We start from the raw sequence: 17,807 nt of genomic DNA on the forward strand, positions 1-17,807 counted from the left end.
CAGGGCGGGGCGGCTCCGCGCCACCCGTCCGACGGTCGAACCCCGGTTTCCATGCCTCACGACGCCGCCTCCGCGCCCCGGTCCCGATGGGGCCTGACCCACCGCAACGCCGCCTCGCCCGCAGCGTCGGCGGATGAGGGCCGCCGTCCGTTCTGGGCCTCCTGGCCGACACGGACCCGGATGATCGTGCTGGTGCTGGCGATCGATGTCCTGGCCGCCCTGGTGTCCTGCGCGGTGATCGTCGTCAACGCCCGCTCCGCCGTCGAGGTCGAGATGCAGGCCGCGATGACGAATGTCGAGCTTCTGGTGTCGGATACCATCGATCTCGCTCAGGCGGGGCCGCCGGCCGGCATCCTCCAGACCCTGAACCTGCGCATCCACGACCTGCGCCACGTCCGGGTCACGGTGCTCGACGCCGCCGGCAAGGTCGTCACCGGCGGCCTCGGCCGGGTCCGGCACGAACAGCACGCGGCGCCGGCCTGGTTCGCCGCCTTGATCGCCCCGGCGATTCGCGAGCACGACCTGCCGATCGTGGCCCAGGGTCAGCGCATCGGCACCGCGCGCATCACCACCCAGCCGCACGACGAGATCGACGAGGTCTGGGTCTATGCGCTCTCTCTGTCGCTCGCCAGCCTGTGCCTCAGCCTGGGGTTGCTCGCCGCCCTCACGGTCGCCTTCGGCCGCGTGCTGGCGCCGCTGACCGACCTCGCCGAGGGGCTGATCCAGCTCGAACAGCAGGATTACACCGTGCGGATGGAGCCGCCGGCCTCGCGCGAACTCGCCGCCATCGCCACCCGGTTCAACCGGGTGGCCCAGGCGCTGGCGGAGACCCGGGCCGCCAACGGGCGGCTCAACCGCCAGCTGCTGTCGGCGCAGGACGACGAGCGCCGCCGCACCGCGCTGGAACTGCATGACGAGTTCGGCCCCTGTCTCTTCGCCCTGGAGGCGACCGCCGCCTCCGTGGTCCGCATGGCCGAGGCCGAGGCCCCACCGGACCGGGGGCGGCTGAAGCAGCGCGCCCAGGACATCGCCAGCATCGTCGGTCAGGTCCAGACCCGGAACCGCGAACTGCTCAACCGGCTGCGGCCGCACGCCCTCGGGCAGGTGCCGCTGACCGAGTGCCTCGATCTGCTGCTGCGCGATTTCCGGCGCCGCCACACCGGGACTCGGTTTGCCGGAACCTTCGAGGGCCTGGCGCGCGGCTACGGCGACGTGACCGACCTGACCGTATTCCGCTGCATGCAGGAGAGCATGACCAACGCCGTGCGGCACGGCGGGGCCCGGAACGTCACCGTGCAGGTTCGCGACGAGGCGGCGCCGGTCGGCCGGGTCCTGCGCCTGACGGTGCATGACGACGGCACCGGCATCCCGGCCGACCACAGCCTCGGCCTCGGTCTTTCGGGGATGCGGGAGCGGGTGGAAGCCCTCGGGGGCACGTTCAGGCTTGACAATGACCAGCCCGGCGCAGTTGTGCGGATCATGATTCCGCTCGATGATGAGCGGGACGTCGACCCGAGTCCGATTCCCAGCGCATGAACGCGATCGCCACCACCGCCGAGGCGCCGACCCTCGTCATCGACGATCACCCGATCGTGCTCCAGGGCTGCCGCCGGGTGCTCGAGGATGCGGGGATCGAACGGATCATCGAGGCCACCAGCGTGGTCGCGGCCTATCGCAGCTTCCTGCGCCTGCGTCCCACCACGGTGATCTGTGACCTGACGTTCCAGGGCAGCGGCCTTGCCGGGCTCGAACTAATCCGGCGGATGCGCAACGCCAACCGGGCGGTCCGCATCCTCGTTTTCAGCATGCACAACGATCCGGTGATCGTCTCGCGTGCGCTCGAAGCCGGCGCCCTCGGCTACGTGCTGAAGGACCACGCCTCGGGCGAGCTGTTCGAGGCGTTCCAGCGGGTCCGATCCGGACGGCCCTACCTCGACCCGCGCCTCGCCACCGAAGTGGCGATGCTGCGCACCGACCCGAAGCGCACGCCCGAGACCCAGCTGACGCCACGCGAATTGCAGATTCTGCAACGCCTCGCCCAGGGCAAGTCGTACGGCGCCATCGCGAGCGACCTGTCGGTGAGCTACAAGACCATCACCAACGCCTGCTCGCTGATGCGCCAGAAGCTCGGTCTGCGCACGCTGGCGGAGCTGATCCACGTGGCGGTGACGCAGGCGCAGCGCCAGGGCTGAAGGCCGCGTCCCCCCGGACGCTCAGCCGAGGCCGCCCATCTCCCGGACGATCGCCCATTCCGCCTCGGTGACGGGCTGGACCGAGAGGCGCGAATTGTTGGCGAGCACCATGGCGGCGAGCCGCGGCTCGGCCTTGATCGCCTCCAGAGTCACGGCTCGTGGCAGGGCCTCGACGGCGCGCAGGTCGACCATGCCGAACCGGCCGGTCTCGTCGGAATCATCCGGGTAATAGGGCCGGATCACCTCCACGATGCCGACCACCGCCTTGCCCTCGTTCGAGTGGTAGAAGAAGCCGCGCTCGCCGACCTCCATGGTCATCAGGTGTTTCTTGGCGACGTGGTTGCGCACGCCGTTCCAGTGGGTGCCGGTGGCCCCCGCCGCGACCTGCTGATCCCAGGACCAGGTCGAGGGCTCGGACTTGTAGAGCCAATAGGCCATGCGCTTCTCCGGAGACGCCGGCTCCATACACGAGACAAGCGTGGCCGTCAGGCCCGCCCGCTTTACCAGCGTGGCCGTCAGGCCCGGCGCTTTTCTCAACGTGGCCGTCAGGCCCGGCGCAGGGCGTTGTCCCAGTAGCGCAGGCTCGGCCCGTTGACCGGCGCGCCGGCCCCGACGTTGCGGGCGTTGACGAAGGCGTGGAACTCGGCCGCCGCCTCAGGACCGAGAAGGTCGGACACCGCCGAGAGAATGCGGGTGATGCGCAGATGGTTGTGGTCGTTGCTGCGCAGCCAGCCCTCCGTCTCGGCATAGAACCGCGTCATCCGCCCGAGGGCGGCGCGCAGACCCGACAGGGCCGCCGGATCGTTTCGGATCGCCTCCGCCTCGGCCCGGCTCAGCACCGGCGCGCCGGGCACCGCCAGGCTCGCCTCGTGCAGGGGGAAGCACCACTGGATGTAATCGTGCACGCCCTCGATATGGGCGTCGTCGAAGGCCAGGATGTCGCGCAGGGTGCGTCCGGCACCGTCTCTGCCGGGGTCATCCCGGCCGGTGCCGGCCAGGAAGGCCAGGATCGGGTACTGGCTCATTCGGCTTCTCCCCGCAAAGGCCGCGCCAGCAGGGCGGCGATGACGCCGTCCACGCTGGCCCCGCCGGAAACGATGGCCGCCACGGCTTCGGCCACGGGCATCTCGATGCTGCGCTTACGGGCGAGATCGACCAGGGCGGCGGCGGTGAAGGCGCCCTCGGCGAGCTTGCCGCCGGAGGCCGACTCGGGCGAGGCGCCGGCGCCGAGGCGCTCGCCGAAGGCGAAGTTGCGCGATTGCGGCGACGAGGCGGTCAGGACCAGATCGCCGAGGCCGGACAGGCCCATCAGGGTCTCGGGCCGGCCGCCATAGGCGCGGGCGAAGCGCATGAGTTCGGCGAAGGCCCGGGCGATGAGGGCGGCGCGGGCACTGTCGCCGAGACCGCGCCCGGCGACGATGCCGGAGGCGATGGCGAGCACGTTCTTGCCCGCCCCGCCGATCTCGACGCCGCGCACGTCGTCGGTGTGATAGACCCGCAGCGTCGGCCCCGAGAGCGTGCCGGCCAGGCGGGCCGCCAAGCGCGAATCCGAGGCCGCCAGGGTCACGGCCGTGGGCAGGTTGCGGGCGACATCGGCGGCGAAGCTCGGGCCGGACAGCACCGCCACCGGCGCCGAGACGCCGAGCACCTCCACCGCCACCTCGCTCATGAAGGCGTCGCTGCCGCGCTCGATGCCCTTGGCGCAGAGCACGATCGCGGCCCCCGGCGCGAAGGCCGCGCCGAGTTCGGTGAGCACGCCGCGCAGGGTCTGGGCCGGCGTGACCATCAGGACGGTTCGGGCTGCCCCCAGGGCGCCGGCATCGGATGTGGCGACGATGCGCCGGTGCAGGGGTACGCCGGGCAGGTAGCGCGCGTTCTCCCGAGCCTGCTCCAGCCGCGCCGCCATGGCGGCGTCGCGCAGCCATAGGGTGACGGAATGGCCCGCCGCCGCCGCCGCGTTGGCCAGGGCGGTGCCCCAGGCGCCGCCGCCCACGACGCCGACGTCAGGGCCGGGGCCGGAGTCGCGGTGGGTCGCCGTGTCGAGCCCGCTCATGCGCAAAACCTCTTCAAGCACCCGGGTCCGGCGTTTCGCCGACCACCGCCGACAGACGATACAGGCGATGCGCCCGGAGCGGATGCCCCTCGGGCAGGGCCGGGTGCGCGAAGCCGCCCGCTGGCCGCATGCCGAGGCGTTCCATGACCCGCCGCGAGGCGACGTTCCCCTCGGCCGTGAAAGCCACGATGTCGGACAGGCCGCAGCGGCCGAACAGATCGCCGAGGGCGAGCCGGGCCGCCCGGGTCGCGACGCCCTGGCCCCAGGCCGAGCGCACGAGGCGCCAACCGATCTCGACGGTCTCGCCGGGCCGATCGCCGCCGGGAAACGGCATCGGCCGCATCAGCCGGGCGCCGCCGACAAGTCCGATGCAGGCGCCCCCCGTGATCGTGACGGCCCAGGGACCGAACCCGTCGACGCGGAACCGACGCTCGAACGAGCGCAGTTCGGCCGCGCTGGCGGCTGCATCCTTGAGCGCCGGGAAATGGCGCATCACCTCGGGATCGGCGTTGAGGGCCGCGAGGCGGGATTCGTCGCCCGCCTGCCAGCGGCGCAGAACGAGGCCTCCGTCGCGAAGCTGTTCCGGCGGCGGCGCGATCGTCGGCGTGTCCGGCCCAGGCGCCCGCAGCTTGTCCCGCAGGGCCAGCGAGCGTCGGTTCAGCCAGCCGAGATCCGCCCGGCCCGCCAGCACCGCCTCGCCGAGATCGATGGCGGCACCGAGCTGGTCGCCCGACAGGTTGGCCCAGGCGGGAGCCTTGACGCTCTCGCGCCAGGGTGCGCCGCAGGTGTTGTCGAGTAGGATGCGGGCGAAGCAGTGATCGGCGCGTACCGGCCAGCCGGGCCGCACGGCCTCGGGCAGGCGCCGCTCGACGAGGTCGCGCCAGCGCGCCCGTTCGGCCTCAGGCAACCGCCTTGGGCTCCGCGAAGGGCCAGCGGGCGCGAGCGGGCGCGGTCAGGTCGTCGACCATGCCGAGGCGCAGGCGCTCGATGCCCGCCCAGGCGATCATGGCGCCGTTGTCGCCGCACAGGGCCAGGGGCGGCGCCACGAAGGCGAGGCCGGCCTCGCCGGCCTGGGTGGTGAGCGCCCGGCGGATCGCCCCGTTGGCGGCGACACCGCCCGCCGCCACCAGGGCGGTCGGATGGCCGGCCACCGAGGCGAAGTCGCGCATCGCCACCCGCAGGCGGTCGACCACCACATCGACCACCGCCGCCTGGAAGCTGGCGCAGAGATCGGCCACGTCGACAGAGGAGAGCGGGGCCAGCTTCTCGGCCTCGATCCGCAGGGCGGTCTTCAGGCCGGACAGGGAGAAATTGGCCTCGCGCCGCCCCATCATCGGGCGCGGCAGGGCGAAGCGCTCCGGATCGCCGGTCTCGGCCAGCCGTTCCACCTCGGGGCCGCCCGGATAGCCGAGGCCCAGCAGCTTGGCGACCTTGTCGAACGCCTCACCGATGGCGTCGTCGATGGTGGTGCCGAGGCGGACGTAATCGCCGACCCCCTTCACCGCCACGAGCTGGGTGTGGCCGCCCGACGCGAGGAGCAGGAGATAGGGGAAGCCGATGCCATCGGTGAGCCGGGCCGTGAGCGCGTGCGCTTCGAGGTGGTTGACCGCGATCAGAGGCTTGCGCGCGACAAGCGACAAGGTCTTGGCCGTGACGAGGCCGATCAGGACGCCGCCGATCAGGCCGGGGCCGGCCGCCACCGCGATGCCGTCGACCTGGGACAGCCTCATCCCGGCGCTGCCGAGCGCCCGTTCGATGAGCCGGTCGAGCACCTCCACATGGGCGCGGGCCGCGATCTCGGGCACCACGCCGCCATAGGCCGCGTGTTCGGCGATCTGGCTCAGGACCTCGTTGGACAGGATGCGCCCGCGGCCGCCCTCTCCGGGCATGACCACGGCGGTCGCGGTCTCGTCGCAGGTGGTTTCGATGCCGAGGACGATCATGGACGGCGGGTCGTTTCCGTTTCGCGGGCGGGAATCAGGTGGGGATGCGGGCAAGAGGGGACAGCGAGGCACGGGACCGCGCGCCGAAGGTGGTCGCGCCGGCCCGTCCGGTCGCCCGTACCCTAACGCCCGCCTCCCGTCGCGGCAACGATGGGTTGCCTCCCGGCGCCGGACCGGCATTGGATGCATCCGGGTTTTCGAGACATGCGAGGCGGGATGCGGATCTGGGTGGCGCGGCCGGAACCGGGAGCGACGCGGACGGGCGACCGTCTCGCCGGGCTCGGGCATCGCCCCCTGGTGGCGCCGGTCCTGGCCGTGATGCCGACCGGGGCGCAGCTGCCCGAGGGCGCGTTCGCCGGGTTGATCCTCACCAGCGCCAACGCGGTGCAGGCCCTCGCCGCGCAAGACCGGGACAGGCTGCGCGCGGTCCCGATCTTCGCGGTGGGCGCGCGGACCGGGGCGCTGGCGAGGCAGGCGGGATTCCGCGATGTCCGGGTGGCGGCGGGCGATGCGCGCACCCTCGCCGAATTGGTCCGGTCCGTGCTGGAGCCGGGTGCCACCCTGCTTCACGCGGCGGGCGCCGAGCGCAAGGCGGAGCCGGCGGCCTCCCTGATCGCCGCGGGCTACCGGCTCGCAGCGCGCGAACTTTATGCCGCACGGATCGCGGCGGCGCTGCCGGAGGCCGTGGCGGAGGCGCTCGGCGCGGACGCGCTCGACGCCGTGCTTCACTATTCGCGGCGCAGTGCGCAGGCGGCGCACGATCTCGCTACGGCGGCCGGCCTCGGCGGAGCCTTCGCAGCTCTGATGCATTACTGCTTGTCGGCAGACGTGGCCGTGCCCCTGGCGTCGGCCGGGATCACGGTTCATTTCGTGGCCGATCGACCCGACGAGGACGCGCTCCTCGCGGGTCTGCCGGCCTCCGGGCCAACAGGATTCCGATAAGGGCCTCGCTCCGGCGGCGGCCCTGATGCTAGGACGAGCGCAACAAGCTGCGCCGCCAGCCACGACCCACCGGGCGCCGGATGCGCCGAACGGGGCGTGGCCGGGCGGCGGGAGACGGGAAGGGAGCCTTGAACCGTGAAACCACCCAACAGCGACGCCAACCGTCCGGGATCTCCCACCGGCAACCGGCCGCCCGAGCCCGCCAAGCCGTCGACGCCGGGCCAGCCCGTGCCGCCGAAGGGCGAGGCGTCGGCCAAGCCCGACATGTCCGCCGGCGGCCCCGTCAAATCCGAGCCGCCGAAGTTCGAGCCGCTGAAGTCCGAGCCGCCGAAGTCCGAGCCGCCGAAGATGGATGCCCCCAAGGGTGAGGCTCCGAAGACGGAGGCCGCCCGGGAGAGCGTTGGGGAAGGCACCAAGACCGACGCCGTGAAGACCGAAGCGGCCAAGGCCGAGATCCTGAAGCCGGAGGCCGGTAAATCGGACACCGTTAAGCCGGACACGGCCAAGCCCGAGGCGCCGAAGTCCGGTGCATTCGGCTCGACGCCGCCCGGCGGGCGTCCCGGTTCGTCCGTCACCGACGGGCCGATCATCGACCTGAAGGCCAAGCGCCTCCCCGACCAGGCGCCGCCGGCGAAGCCCGCCGCAGCCGCCACGGTCGCGGCCGGGATGGCCGGTGCCGCGTCGGGTGCCCAGGCCGCCGGGGCGAAGCCGGGCGATCCGAAATCCGCGTCGGAGGCGGGCAAATCGGACGCCGGGAAGCCGGACGCCGGAAAGCCGAACGCCTGGAAAACTGAGCCCTCGAAGGGCGAGGCGCCGAAGCCGGCCGGTTCCACCACGCCGCGCATCACGCCCGCGCCCCCCGCCGCAGCGGCGGCGCCGGCTGCCGCGCGCCGTCCGGGCTTCGGATCGCTGGCCACCGCCGGCCTGCTCGGCGGTGTCGTCGGCGCCGGTCTCCTGTTCGGTGTCGCCCGCAGCGGCCTGCTGCCCGCTGGCGACGACGCGCGGCTGAACGCCCTCGACCAGCGCGTGGCCGCCTTGGCGCCCAAGGATGCCATCACCGGCCTCGACAAGCGCGTGGCCGCCAACGAGACCGCCCTGAAGGCAGTGCCCGAGGCGTTGTCGACGGCGCGTCAGGCCCTGGAGAAGGCCAACGCGGCCCAGGGCGGGACAACCGCACCCGCCGAGGGTTCGGCGGCTCCGGCCGCCGTACCCGCCGAGCTGACGGCCCGTCTCGATGCCCTCGACCAGCGCGTCTCGGCTCTCCAGGAGGAGCCCGGGCGGGACCAGGGCGGCGAGACGCGGATGGCGGCGATGCCCGCCGTGGCACCGCAGATCGGCGCCCTCGAGCAGCGCATGAAGGCGATCGAAGGCAAAGTCGACGCCGCGCCGAAGCCGGTCGCGACCCCCGATCTCGCCCCCAAGCTCGCCGCGCTCCAGGGCGACGTCGAGGCCAGGACCAAGGCCAATGCCGAGGCCGCGCAGGCCCTGAGCCAGAAGGTGACGGCGCTCCAGCAATCCCTCGAAGCGCGGGTCCAGGCCGCGACGGAAGCGGTCCAGACCGCGACCCAGGCCAGCGAAAAAGTGGCCGACGCCGCCAAGACCCAGGCGACCGAAGCGGCGAAGGCCGTGGAGCGCCAACTTCAGGCCCAATCGGAAAAGATCGCCGGGCTCGACAAGGCGGTCTCGGAGCGGGCTGAGACCGCGACCCTGCAGGCGGCCCTCCGGGTCGTCTCGGCCGACCGGATCGCCACCGCCCTCAACACCGGTGCGCCCTACGCGGACGCGCTTGCGGCGCTGCGTGGACTCGAGCCGGGCGACCCGGCCCGCCTGACCGCCGTGGCGGTCTTCGCCGACAAGGGCGCGCCGACGGCCCGGACCCTGGCGGCCGAGTTCCGGCCGATCGCCGAGAAGATCGCGGCACAGCGCCGGGCGGCCCAGAGCAAGGCCGTGGCCGAGAGCGGCGACATCGGCACCAAGCTGATGAGCATGGCCGAGTCGATCGTGCAGGTGCGCCGGGTCGATGCACCGGCGACCGGCGGCGGAGCCAACGCGGCCGCGGCGGACGAGACTCCGAAGGTCCAGGACGCCCTCGATCGCGGCGCGATCAAGGAGGCGGCCGCCGCCTTCGCGGCCCTGCCCGAGGCCGACCGGGCGGTCGCGGGCGACTTCGGCACCAAGCTGACGTCGCGGGCTGCCGCTGCGGATGCGGCTCAGGGGTTGCTTGCCGACGCCTTCAAGGGCCTGCCGGCCACCGGCGCGTACCGTTGATCCGGCGGCCGCCGATCCATCGAACCGGCGGCCTCACCTATTTCGCGCGGGAGCGCCACGCGCTCCCGCCCCCGACTCTCGGTGTCGCCGGATCCGCCGACGCCCCTCCCAGGAGCTTCTGATCTCATGTGGCGCGCCCTCGCCTTCCTGGCCCTTCTCGCGGTTGCCGCCTACGGCGCGACCTGGGTCGCCGACCATCCCGGCACCGTCACCATCGTGTGGAACGGCTACGAGGTGGCCACCAGCCTCGCCATCGGGCTGATCGGCGTCCTGATCGCCGCCATCGTGATCGGCTTCATCTGGGCCATCGTGCGCGGGTTCATCACCCTGCCGGAGACCCTGGTGCGCGGCTCGCGCGACCGGCGCCGGGCCAAGGGCTTCTCGGCCCTGTCGCGTGGCATGGTGGCGGTCGGGTCGGGCGATCCGCTGGCCGCCCGCCGGCACGCCAGCGATGCCGAGCGCCTGCTGGGCGCCGAGCCGCTGACCCTGTTGCTGAAGGCGCAGGCCGCTCAGATCTCGGGCGATCGCGAGGCGGCCGAGCAGGCCTTCCAGCGCATGGTCAACGATCCCGAGACACGGGTGCTCGGCCTGCGCGGCCTCTTCGTCGAGGCACGCCGTCGCGAGGACGATGCCTCCGCCCGCGCCTATGCGGCCGAGGCCGCCCGCCTCGCCCCCAGCGTCACCTGGGCCAACGAGGCCGTTCTCGAAGCGCAATGCGCCGACGGCGACTGGAGCGGCGCCAACGAGACGGTTGAGCGTCGCGCTTCCCTCGGCCTCATCGACAAGACCACCGCCCGGCGCCAGCGCGCGGTGCTGCTCACCGCCGCCGCGCAGGAGCGCGAGGCGGGCGAGCCGGAAGCAGCCACCGAGCGGGTCCTGAAGGCGGTCAAGCTCGCACCGGATCTCGTTCCGGCCTCGGTTCTCGCGGCGCGCCTGATGGTGCGACGGGGCGACCTGCGCAAAGCGGCCAAGATCCTCGAGGCGACCTGGCGCACCGGCCCGCACCCGGACCTCGCCAAGACCTACCTCAACCTGCGCACCGGCGATTCCGTGCGCGACCGCATGGCCCGGGCAGAAACCCTGGCCAAGATCTCCTCCTGGCACCCGGAAGCCCGTCTCGCCATGGCGCAAGCGGCTTACGAGGCTCGCGAATTCGGACAGGCCCGCGATGCCCTGGCGCCGCTCCTGGCCGACCGTCCGACCGTACGCACCTGCCTGACCATGGCGCGCATCGAGGAAGCCGAGCACGGCAGCGGCTCGGGCCGTGCCCGCGAGTGGCTGTCGCGCGCCGCCCACGCACCGCGCGACCCGCTGTGGATCGCCGACGGCATCGCCTCCGAGACCTGGGCTCCCGTCTCGCCGGTCAGCGGCCGCCTGGACGCATTCGTGTGGAAGACGCCGACCGAACTCCTCGCCGGTCCCGAAGAGGCACAGGGCGATGCGAACGGCGAATCCGCGCCCAAGGCGGACCCAGCCATGGCGGAGGGCAGGCTTTCGGCACCCGGGACCATCCCGGCCCCGTCCACGCCGTCCCCGGCCACAACGCCGGTGCCGAAGTCCGAAACGTCGACCGAGATTCGAACCGCGACGGTGCTGTTCCCGTCGAGTGCCCCCAACGGCACGGCGCCCGTAGCCGCCGGAATGGCGGCAGCCGCGGCAAAGCCGGATTCCGGTCCGCTCGTCGGAAACACGGCGACCCCGGTCGTTTTCCCTTCGCCGAAATCGCAGAGCGACACCACCAAGCCCCGGCGGGCCGGATAGCCAAGCCCCGGCGGGCCGGATAGCCAAGCCCCGGCGGGCCGGATAGCCAAGCCCCGGCGGGCCGGATAGCCAAGCCCCGGCGGGCCGGATAGCCAAGCCCCGGCGGGCCGGATAGCCAAGCCCCGGCGGGCCGGATAGCCAAGCCCCGGCGGGCCGGATAGCCAAGCCCCGGCGGGCCTCACAAGCCCCGGCGGGCCGGATCAACCTCGGCGGGTCGGATCAACCTCGGCGGCCCAAAACTCCGGGCCGGGTTTCAGAAGCCCGGCCCCGCGGTCGGGCTTCTTGGCGATCATGGTCCGATCGCATGGCCCAATTACATGGCCCAATCCACGAAAGCACAAGCAAGGATGACCTGAGCAGGATGGCGCAAGCAGGGACGCTCCCGGGGCGCCGTGCTTAAAGGTCGGTTCACGCAATTCCGCTAATCCTCGGGATCAGCGAGTTCTGCGTAACCGAAGTGCCATGTCCCCATCTTTCGACGATGCGCCGGACCTCTCCGGCCTGATCGAATTGTCGCGTCTCGACAACCTCGATCTGAAACCCGTCATCCTTCGTGTCCAGACGGACCTCTTTCTGTCCGCGTCGGTTCGCGACCGGAAGACGATGTCGTCGTTCGCCTCCCTGGCAGGCGGCCTGATCCCGATCGTGGACGATGAGACCGCCGAGGCGGTCGCCCGCAAGCTCGCGCCGTTTCCCGACACCCCGCCCGCCCTGCTGGCGGCCTTGATCGCCCGGGGCGGCGGCGCCCGGGACGCCGTCATCGCCGGCGCCCCCATCCTGATCCAGCCCATGATCGACGCGGCCCTGAGCGATGGCGCCGAAATCGGCGCCGCCATCGCAAGCCGGCACGATCTCAGCCGCGCCACCCTCGCCGAACTGATCGCCCGCGACGATCCCGCCATCGACAAGGCGCTGGCCCAGAACCCGGCCGCGAACCTGCCGAGCGAGATGCTGGCCCGCCTCGTCGGGCGCGCCCGGCGCAGGCCCGATCTCGCCCGGGTATTCCTGGCCCGGCGCGACCTGGCGCATGCCGATGTCGCCCCGCTGTTCCTCTACGCCGACGAGTCCCGTCGCGAGGCGATCGGGCACGCCATGATGGCCACGGCAGCCCTGAGGCCGCTCCCGCCCGCACCCCGCGAGGCGGGTACGGTGCTCACCGAGTTCTCGGCCCGCGGCGACATTTCCGGCTTCATCGGGGCGATCACCCAGCTGCTCGGACTGCCCAAGGGCTTTCTTACCGCCACCCCCGACCCGTCACTGCGCTATGAATTGCTGACGGTGGCACTGCGCGCGGCCGGCCTCCACGAGGAGGAGGCGGTGTACATCTACCTGACCCTGAACGAGACCGTCGCCAGCTCGGTCGACCGAGTGTTCAATCTGGTCAAGCTGTTCCGGACCCTGCCCCGCGCCGCCGCGCGCGACGTCCTGGCGGCGATCCTCGACTGGACGCCGCAGGAACGCGCCGCCGCGACGGCGCATCAGCCCTACGCAGCCCCCGACGCGCCGCGCCTGCGCCAGCAGCAGGTCGCGTCCGAGCGACCGCCCCTGCGCACCCTTCTGCCGACCCGGCTGCGCCAGTCGAGCTGATCGGGAGGCCGCCCGGTCCGCACGAAGGCAGCGCCGGCTATTCCGCGAGATCGAGGCAGTGGCGGCCCGCGCGGTCGTCGATCTCGATGATCCAGAGATCGTCGTCGAAGCGCAGCTCCTTGCCGAGGCGGACTTCCACGTCCGCCGGCATGGCCTCCTGCAGGAGCGACACGAAGCGCCGGTCACCATCCGCCTCCGTATCGACCAGGGATTGCGGGGCCGGGCCGTAGAGATCGGCGCGGCCGTCGAGGCGATCGACCTTCACGAAGATGGCTCCGGCCTCGGCCGAGCCGCGCCGGCGCTGGACGGCGGCGATGCCCTCGATGCCGAGACGGCGCAGATGGGCGGAGACCCAGAAATCCGATCGCAGGCGTGCCATGCCGGAGGCTATAGCACGCCCTTCCGGCGGATCAGCCCCGGGTCACGCCGGCGCGGGTCGCGAGTTCGCGGAACGTCCGCTGGGACGGCTCGCCCTTGACCGGCAGCTTGCGGTCCCGTTCGAACCGCTCGAGGGCCGCGCGGGTGCTCGCCCCCATCAGCCCGTCCGCCTTCAGGGGACCGTATCCCAGCTTGACCAGGGCGCGCTGGGCCTGGGCGATCGACAGGCCGCCGAGGCTCGCCACCGAGGCGGTGGTCTCGGCGCCCGCGGGCTCGCCGGCCTTGATGAGATCGCCGATGCCGTCGCGTGGGGTCCGGGGAGCCGCCTCCGCCTTCACGGGCTCGGCCCGAACCGTCTCCGGGCGCGCGACCTCGGAGGCCGTTACCGGCGGCTTCACGGCCGGGACCGCCGGCTTCGGTGCCTCGGCCACGCGGGACAAGGCCGGCTTGGCGGCGACCTTCGGGAAGATCGGCGCCGGGTGCCGGCCCATCTGGTAGCCGAGGGCATTCAGGCAGATCATCGACACGGCGCCGAGCACGACGACGACCCCGACGACTTCTCCCGGATGGCGCAGGAAGGCGCGGCCGGCACCGGCGGCCAGGGCGCCGAAGGCCGTGAAGCGGCCCGAAGCCCGGGCCGCCGGGCGCCGATGACCGGCGGGGCGGGGTTCGCGGCTCCGGGACGGGACGACGATCTCTCGCTGGTCGCGGCGTGCTTGCGGCTCGCGCATCATGGCTCCTCGGTCTGGATCGCAACGGGATACGGGCACCGCATGGCGCGATGCCCGACACATTCGGCGTGACGGGGATCCGGGCGGCGGCTCATCCGGCCCGCCGCAGGGGGACGTAGCTCTCGCGCACCGGCTCCGGGCTCGATTCGAACAGTCCCATGGTCCGGCGCTTCGGTACCGGCCCGGCCCCTGCGGCCGCCACGAGGCTGCCGCCGACCATCGGCGGGCGCGGACGAGCCCGGATCGCCGCGGTCGGGATGCTGCCGCCGGCGACCCGGCAGGCGCGCGGCAGGGTGACGGTGAAGGTGGTCCCCTCCCCGCGGGTGCTCTCCAGAGTGATGGCGCCGCCGTGCAGGCCGACGAGACCCTGAACCACCGAGAGGCCGAGCCCGGTGCCCTCGTGGGTGCGCTCATAGCCACCGGCGCATTGATAGAACGGGCTGCCCACACGCGGCAGATCGGCCGCGCTGATCCCGATCCCGGTATCGGCCACGATCAGGTCGAGGTTCTGGCCGGACCAGCGCAGGCCGACTTCCACGCGCCCGCCGCGCGGGGTGAACTTCAGCGCGTTCGACAGCAGATTGATGAACATCTGCCGGCAGGCGCGCAGGTCGGCGGTGATCTCCACCGGCACGGGACCGACATCGCGCACCAGGATCACCCCGGCCTGATCGAACTTCAGCTGCATGAGATCGCAGCAGGCCTCGACCAGGGCGCGCATATCGAGCGTATCCGGCGCGTAGTCGAAGTGGCCGCTCTGGATCCGGGACATGTCCAGGAGGGTGTTGACCACTTCGAGAAGGTGCTGGCCCGAATTGCGGATGATGCCGGCATATTCGCGCGTCCGCTCGGGATCGGTCGCGAGGCCGCCCTCCCCCGCTAGGACCTCGGAGAATCCGATGATCGCATTCAGCGGGGTGCGCAGTTCGTGGCTGACATTGGCGAGGAAGCGGCTCTTCACCTCGTCGGCACGCTCGGCCTCGGCCCGCGCCTGCTCCAGTTCCTCGGAGTGGCGGCGATGCTCGGTCACGTCGCGGGTTACCGCGACGACGCTGGACTGCAGCCGTCCCGGAATGCTGACGCCGGTCGCCGGGCCCTCGATGCGGTGGATGCGCATCTCGGCAAAGATCACCCGCGGGGCGCCGTCGCGCTGGCTGTCCGCCCGAACCCCTTCGCCGCGAACCCCTTCGCCGCGCATCCCGTCCGGGCGGATCGCGGCGGCGTCGAGGTGCAGGCGAAACTGGACGGTGGCGGGGCGGCCGTGGGCGGCGACATCGCTGAGCGCCTGGAGCAGCAGGGGACGGTCGCCGACATGGACCCGCTCCAGCAGGCCGTGGCCGTGCAGCAGCGTCGGCTCGGCACCGACGAACCGGGTGGCCGAGGCGCTGGCTTCGAGCACGCGGCCGTTCTCGTCGTGCCAGGTCACCAGGTCGTCGATCGCCGAGAGCAGCATCCGGTCGCGCCGCTCGTTGTCGCGCAGCCGGGCGAGCCAGCGGCCCTCATGGCGGAAATGTTCGAGGGCCTGGGCGGCGATGTGGCCGATGGCCGTGATGGCGAAGACCGGCATGGCCAGGGCGCGCGACCATTCCGGCAGCGGCGTTCCCTCGGCGAGCGGCGGCAGCAGCGCCACCGCGAGGGCACCGAGGGCGGCCACGATGGCGGCCGCCAGGGTGGCCCGGCGCGAGCCCGACACCACCGCCTCGAGGGGGATCGCCACCAGCCAGATCGCGGCAGCCGATTCCGCGCCGCCCGTCATCATGGCGAGGCAGACCACGACCCCGGTGAGACCGGCCGACGAGATCCCGTGGGCGAGCCACAGGCTTCCGGTCCGCGACAGCAGCACCGCGGCGAAGATCGGCAGCAGCAGGCCCGCGATCGCGAGCGCCTCGATGCCGGTCGGGACGCCGCGCAGGACGAGATAGGGCGGCAGGCAGAGCATCATCATCAGGCCGGTGGCCAGACGAGACACGAGAAAGCGCTCGTGCCGGAAGCGGACACCGCTCTCCTCGCTCACCGACTCGTGGACGAGTCCGGCGAGGCGGATATCAATGAGGGACGCCAGGGCACTGTAGATACGCAATACCGACACGCACAGCGCGGAGACGGACCTGACCGGCCACTCCGACGCCCCTTGGCTCGACGAAAACTCGACTGATCCGAACCTCGCAGACGCGACTTAAGCGAGTCTTGCGCAGGACGGCCCTATTGTCTCGTCATGCTTTCCGGGTCGTAACCATCATCGGTCGGTGCGATAGTCGTTTTCGGGTCACTAGGCTGAGATAGCCGTAACGATGCCTGGATAAGCTTGCGTTTACCATTTCGACGAACGACCCCGCCGGCGTCAGGGGGTGTTTACCGGTGAGCGCGGAGTGTTCGGGCGCGCCTGCCCGGCTCCCTGCCGGTGCGCGCCCGGACCGGACCCATGTCGTTCCTCATCCGCGCCGGCCTGGTCATCGGCGTGCTGTCGTGGCTGGCGCTGCAGCGCTCCGCCGAGATGGGTCGCCCGACCGCACCGGACCCGGCTCTCGCCGCGGCTGCGGTCTGGGGCGCCCTGCCGGACGCGCTTCGCGAGACGGCGCTTCGGGAGGGCGCGGCCGAGATCGCCCGGATGGCGGCCTCGCCGCTGCCGGCATCCCGGGACACGCTGGCGGAGATCGATCGAAAAGTCCCGTGGCGCGGCGCGCAATCCCACGCCGATCGCGCTAGGCTCGGCGAAAGCGGGGAACGGCTGGGCCGCTGATGCGGTACATGTTGCGAGAGGCGACAGGGGGCTAGACGATGTTCGGCTTCGGAATGGACTACGAGGGTGCCGCATTCTGGCTGCCTCTCGTCTGGGCCGGCCTCCTGGCGGTCGCGGTGGCGATGTACGTGGTGATCGACGGGTTCGACCTCGGGGTCGGCATCCTGTTCACGGCGGCACGGAAGGGCAATTGGCGCGACCGGATGATGCTCTCCGTCGCCCCGATCTGGGACGGCAACGAGACCTGGCTGGTGCTGGGCGGCGGCGGCCTGTTCGCGGTCTTCAGCGTCGCCTACGCGATCCTGTTGCCGGCGCTGTACATCCCGATCATCCTGATGCTGATCGCGCTGATCTTCCGCGGCGTCGCCTTCGAGTTCCGGTTCAAGGCCGATCGCTCGCAGTTCGTCTGGGACAACGCCTTCCATTACGGCTCCCTGGTGGCCACCTTCGCGCAGGGCATGGTGCTCGGGGCCTTCGTCCAGGGCTTCAAGGTCGAGGGTCGCGGCTTCGCCGGCGGCACCATGGACTGGCTGACCCCCTTCAGCGTGCTCACCGGCATCGGCCTCGTCTGCGGCTACGGCCTGCTCGGGGCAACCTGGTGCGTGATGAAGACTTCCGGGGAACTGGAGTTCTGGGCCCGGCGCAAGAGCCTGCAGTTCCTGGCCGCCACCATCGTGTCGATGGCGGTGGTGAGCGCCTGGGTGCCGTTCCTCGGCCTCGACATTCAGTGGCGCTGGATCTCGTGGCCGAACATCCTCTACGTGGCGCCGGTGCCGGTGGTGACGGCCCTGGTCGCCTGGGGCATCTTCCGGGGCATCCGCAGCGGGCGCGACGTGGCGCCGTTCCTCCTGACGATCGTGCTGTTCCTGCTCGGCTTCCTCGGCCTCGGGATCAGCCTGTTCCCCTACATCGTGCCGCCGCACTTCACGATCTGGCAGGCCGCCAACGCGGTCAGCGCCCTGCAATTCGCCCTCGTGGGGTATTCCGTGGTGATGCCGCTGACCCTCGCCTATACGGGCTACGCCTACTGGGTCTTCCGAGGAAAGGTGGCCGAGGATATCGGAGGCTACGGGCATTGAGCGATCCGGCGCCCCTGCCCAAGACCCGGATGACGGGCAAGCGGCTGCTCTGGTTCGTCGCCTTCTATGCCTTCAGCCTCGTGAGTTTCACGGCTTTGGTCTACGCCCTGCGCTTCATCGTGAAGGGCTGAGA

Annotated in this window: 17 protein-coding genes; 9 read left to right on the forward strand and 8 right to left on the reverse strand. The window is 71.9% G+C overall.

What is annotated here, in order from left to right:
* The first annotated feature begins 51 nt into the window (after window positions 1-51).
* Both ACV7NL_RS22835 and ACV7NL_RS22840 read left to right on the forward strand, forming a co-directional pair.
* Window positions 52-1,536 (forward strand): ATP-binding protein, encoded by a 1,485-nt coding sequence (locus ACV7NL_RS22835; RefSeq protein ID WP_463356966.1) that lies wholly within the window; start codon window positions 52-54, stop codon window positions 1,534-1,536.
* Window positions 1,533-2,192 (forward strand): response regulator, encoded by a 660-nt coding sequence (locus ACV7NL_RS22840; protein WP_056486500.1) that lies wholly within the window; start codon window positions 1,533-1,535, stop codon window positions 2,190-2,192. Before ACV7NL_RS22835 ends, ACV7NL_RS22840 begins: the two co-directional genes overlap by 4 nt.
* A 21-nt stretch (window positions 2,193-2,213) precedes the next feature.
* On the opposite strand, the gene ACV7NL_RS22845 is transcribed toward ACV7NL_RS22840, so the two are convergent.
* From ACV7NL_RS22845 to tsaD, 5 genes are all read right to left on the reverse strand, one after another.
* A complete protein-coding gene (locus ACV7NL_RS22845; RefSeq protein ID WP_463356967.1) occupies window positions 2,214-2,630 on the reverse strand; it encodes an EVE domain-containing protein in 417 nt (138 codons plus the stop codon).
* A gap of 107 nt (window positions 2,631-2,737) precedes the next feature.
* The gene (locus ACV7NL_RS22850) at window positions 2,738-3,217 is read right to left on the reverse strand and encodes an opioid growth factor receptor-related protein (protein ID WP_463356968.1); all 480 of its coding nucleotides are present in this window, start codon (window positions 3,215-3,217) and stop codon (window positions 2,738-2,740) included.
* Complete coding sequence (locus ACV7NL_RS22855; protein WP_247636081.1) at window positions 3,214-4,245, reverse strand: NAD(P)H-dependent glycerol-3-phosphate dehydrogenase; 1,032 nt, start codon at window positions 4,243-4,245, stop codon at window positions 3,214-3,216. The genes ACV7NL_RS22850 and ACV7NL_RS22855 overlap by 4 nt, the downstream gene beginning before the upstream one ends.
* Window positions 4,246-4,258: 13 nt before the next feature.
* Window positions 4,259-5,152: a GNAT family N-acetyltransferase gene (locus ACV7NL_RS22860; protein WP_247636080.1), complete on the reverse strand. Its 894-nt coding sequence runs from the start codon at window positions 5,150-5,152 to the stop codon at window positions 4,259-4,261.
* Window positions 5,145-6,188, reverse strand: coding sequence for a tRNA (adenosine(37)-N6)-threonylcarbamoyltransferase complex transferase subunit TsaD (tsaD, locus tag ACV7NL_RS22865; RefSeq protein WP_056188606.1), 1,044 nt, complete (start codon window positions 6,186-6,188; stop codon window positions 5,145-5,147). The genes ACV7NL_RS22860 and tsaD overlap by 8 nt, the downstream gene beginning before the upstream one ends.
* Before the next feature lie 216 nt (window positions 6,189-6,404).
* Between tsaD and ACV7NL_RS22870 the strand changes: the two genes are divergently transcribed.
* The 4 genes from ACV7NL_RS22870 to ACV7NL_RS22885 all read left to right on the forward strand — a co-directional run bounded on the left by ACV7NL_RS22870 (window position 6,405) and on the right by ACV7NL_RS22885 (window position 12,746).
* Window positions 6,405-7,130 carry a uroporphyrinogen-III synthase gene (locus ACV7NL_RS22870; RefSeq protein ID WP_463356969.1) on the forward strand — a complete coding sequence of 242 codons (726 nt, stop codon included), beginning with the start codon at window positions 6,405-6,407 and terminating at the stop codon, window positions 7,128-7,130.
* Window positions 7,131-7,265: 135 nt separating this feature from the next.
* On the forward strand, window positions 7,266-9,398 hold the full coding sequence (locus ACV7NL_RS22875) for a COG4223 family protein (RefSeq protein WP_463356970.1): 2,133 nt from the start codon (window positions 7,266-7,268) through the stop codon (window positions 9,396-9,398).
* A 126-nt stretch (window positions 9,399-9,524) separates the two neighbouring features.
* A complete protein-coding gene (locus ACV7NL_RS22880; RefSeq protein ID WP_463356971.1) occupies window positions 9,525-11,159 on the forward strand; it encodes a heme biosynthesis HemY N-terminal domain-containing protein in 1,635 nt (544 codons plus the stop codon).
* Between the two features lie 462 nt (window positions 11,160-11,621).
* Window positions 11,622-12,746, forward strand: coding sequence for a DUF2336 domain-containing protein (locus tag ACV7NL_RS22885; protein ID WP_463356972.1), 1,125 nt, complete (start codon window positions 11,622-11,624; stop codon window positions 12,744-12,746).
* A gap of 37 nt (window positions 12,747-12,783) precedes the next feature.
* Here the strand turns inward: ACV7NL_RS22885 and ACV7NL_RS22890 are convergent, their stop codons facing one another.
* The 3 genes from ACV7NL_RS22890 to ACV7NL_RS22900 form a co-directional block, all read right to left on the reverse strand.
* Complete coding sequence (locus tag ACV7NL_RS22890; RefSeq protein WP_056188623.1) at window positions 12,784-13,125, reverse strand: DUF1491 family protein; 342 nt, start codon at window positions 13,123-13,125, stop codon at window positions 12,784-12,786.
* Between the two features lie 31 nt (window positions 13,126-13,156).
* The gene (locus tag ACV7NL_RS22895) at window positions 13,157-13,855 is read right to left on the reverse strand and encodes a peptidoglycan-binding domain-containing protein (RefSeq protein WP_056486731.1); all 699 of its coding nucleotides are present in this window, start codon (window positions 13,853-13,855) and stop codon (window positions 13,157-13,159) included.
* A 91-nt stretch (window positions 13,856-13,946) separates the two neighbouring features.
* Complete coding sequence (locus ACV7NL_RS22900; protein ID WP_463356973.1) at window positions 13,947-15,944, reverse strand: sensor histidine kinase; 1,998 nt, start codon at window positions 15,942-15,944, stop codon at window positions 13,947-13,949.
* A gap of 333 nt (window positions 15,945-16,277) precedes the next feature.
* On the opposite strand from ACV7NL_RS22900, the gene ACV7NL_RS22905 reads away from it, so the two are divergent.
* From ACV7NL_RS22905 to ACV7NL_RS22915, 3 genes are read left to right on the forward strand one after another with little or no spacing between them, the layout of a single operon-like run.
* On the forward strand, window positions 16,278-16,595 hold the full coding sequence (locus ACV7NL_RS22905; protein ID WP_463356974.1) for a hypothetical protein: 318 nt from the start codon (window positions 16,278-16,280) through the stop codon (window positions 16,593-16,595).
* Window positions 16,596-16,633: 38 nt separating this feature from the next.
* Window positions 16,634-17,674: a cytochrome d ubiquinol oxidase subunit II gene (gene cydB, locus ACV7NL_RS22910; RefSeq protein ID WP_463356975.1), complete on the forward strand. Its 1,041-nt coding sequence runs from the start codon at window positions 16,634-16,636 to the stop codon at window positions 17,672-17,674.
* The gene (locus tag ACV7NL_RS22915) at window positions 17,671-17,805 is read left to right on the forward strand and encodes a hypothetical protein (protein ID WP_274533567.1); all 135 of its coding nucleotides are present in this window, start codon (window positions 17,671-17,673) and stop codon (window positions 17,803-17,805) included. The genes cydB and ACV7NL_RS22915 overlap by 4 nt, the downstream gene beginning before the upstream one ends.
* Window positions 17,806-17,807: the final 2 nt, after the last annotated feature.

The sequence above is a fragment of the Methylobacterium sp. Ger2507 genome (genome assembly GCF_055231875.1).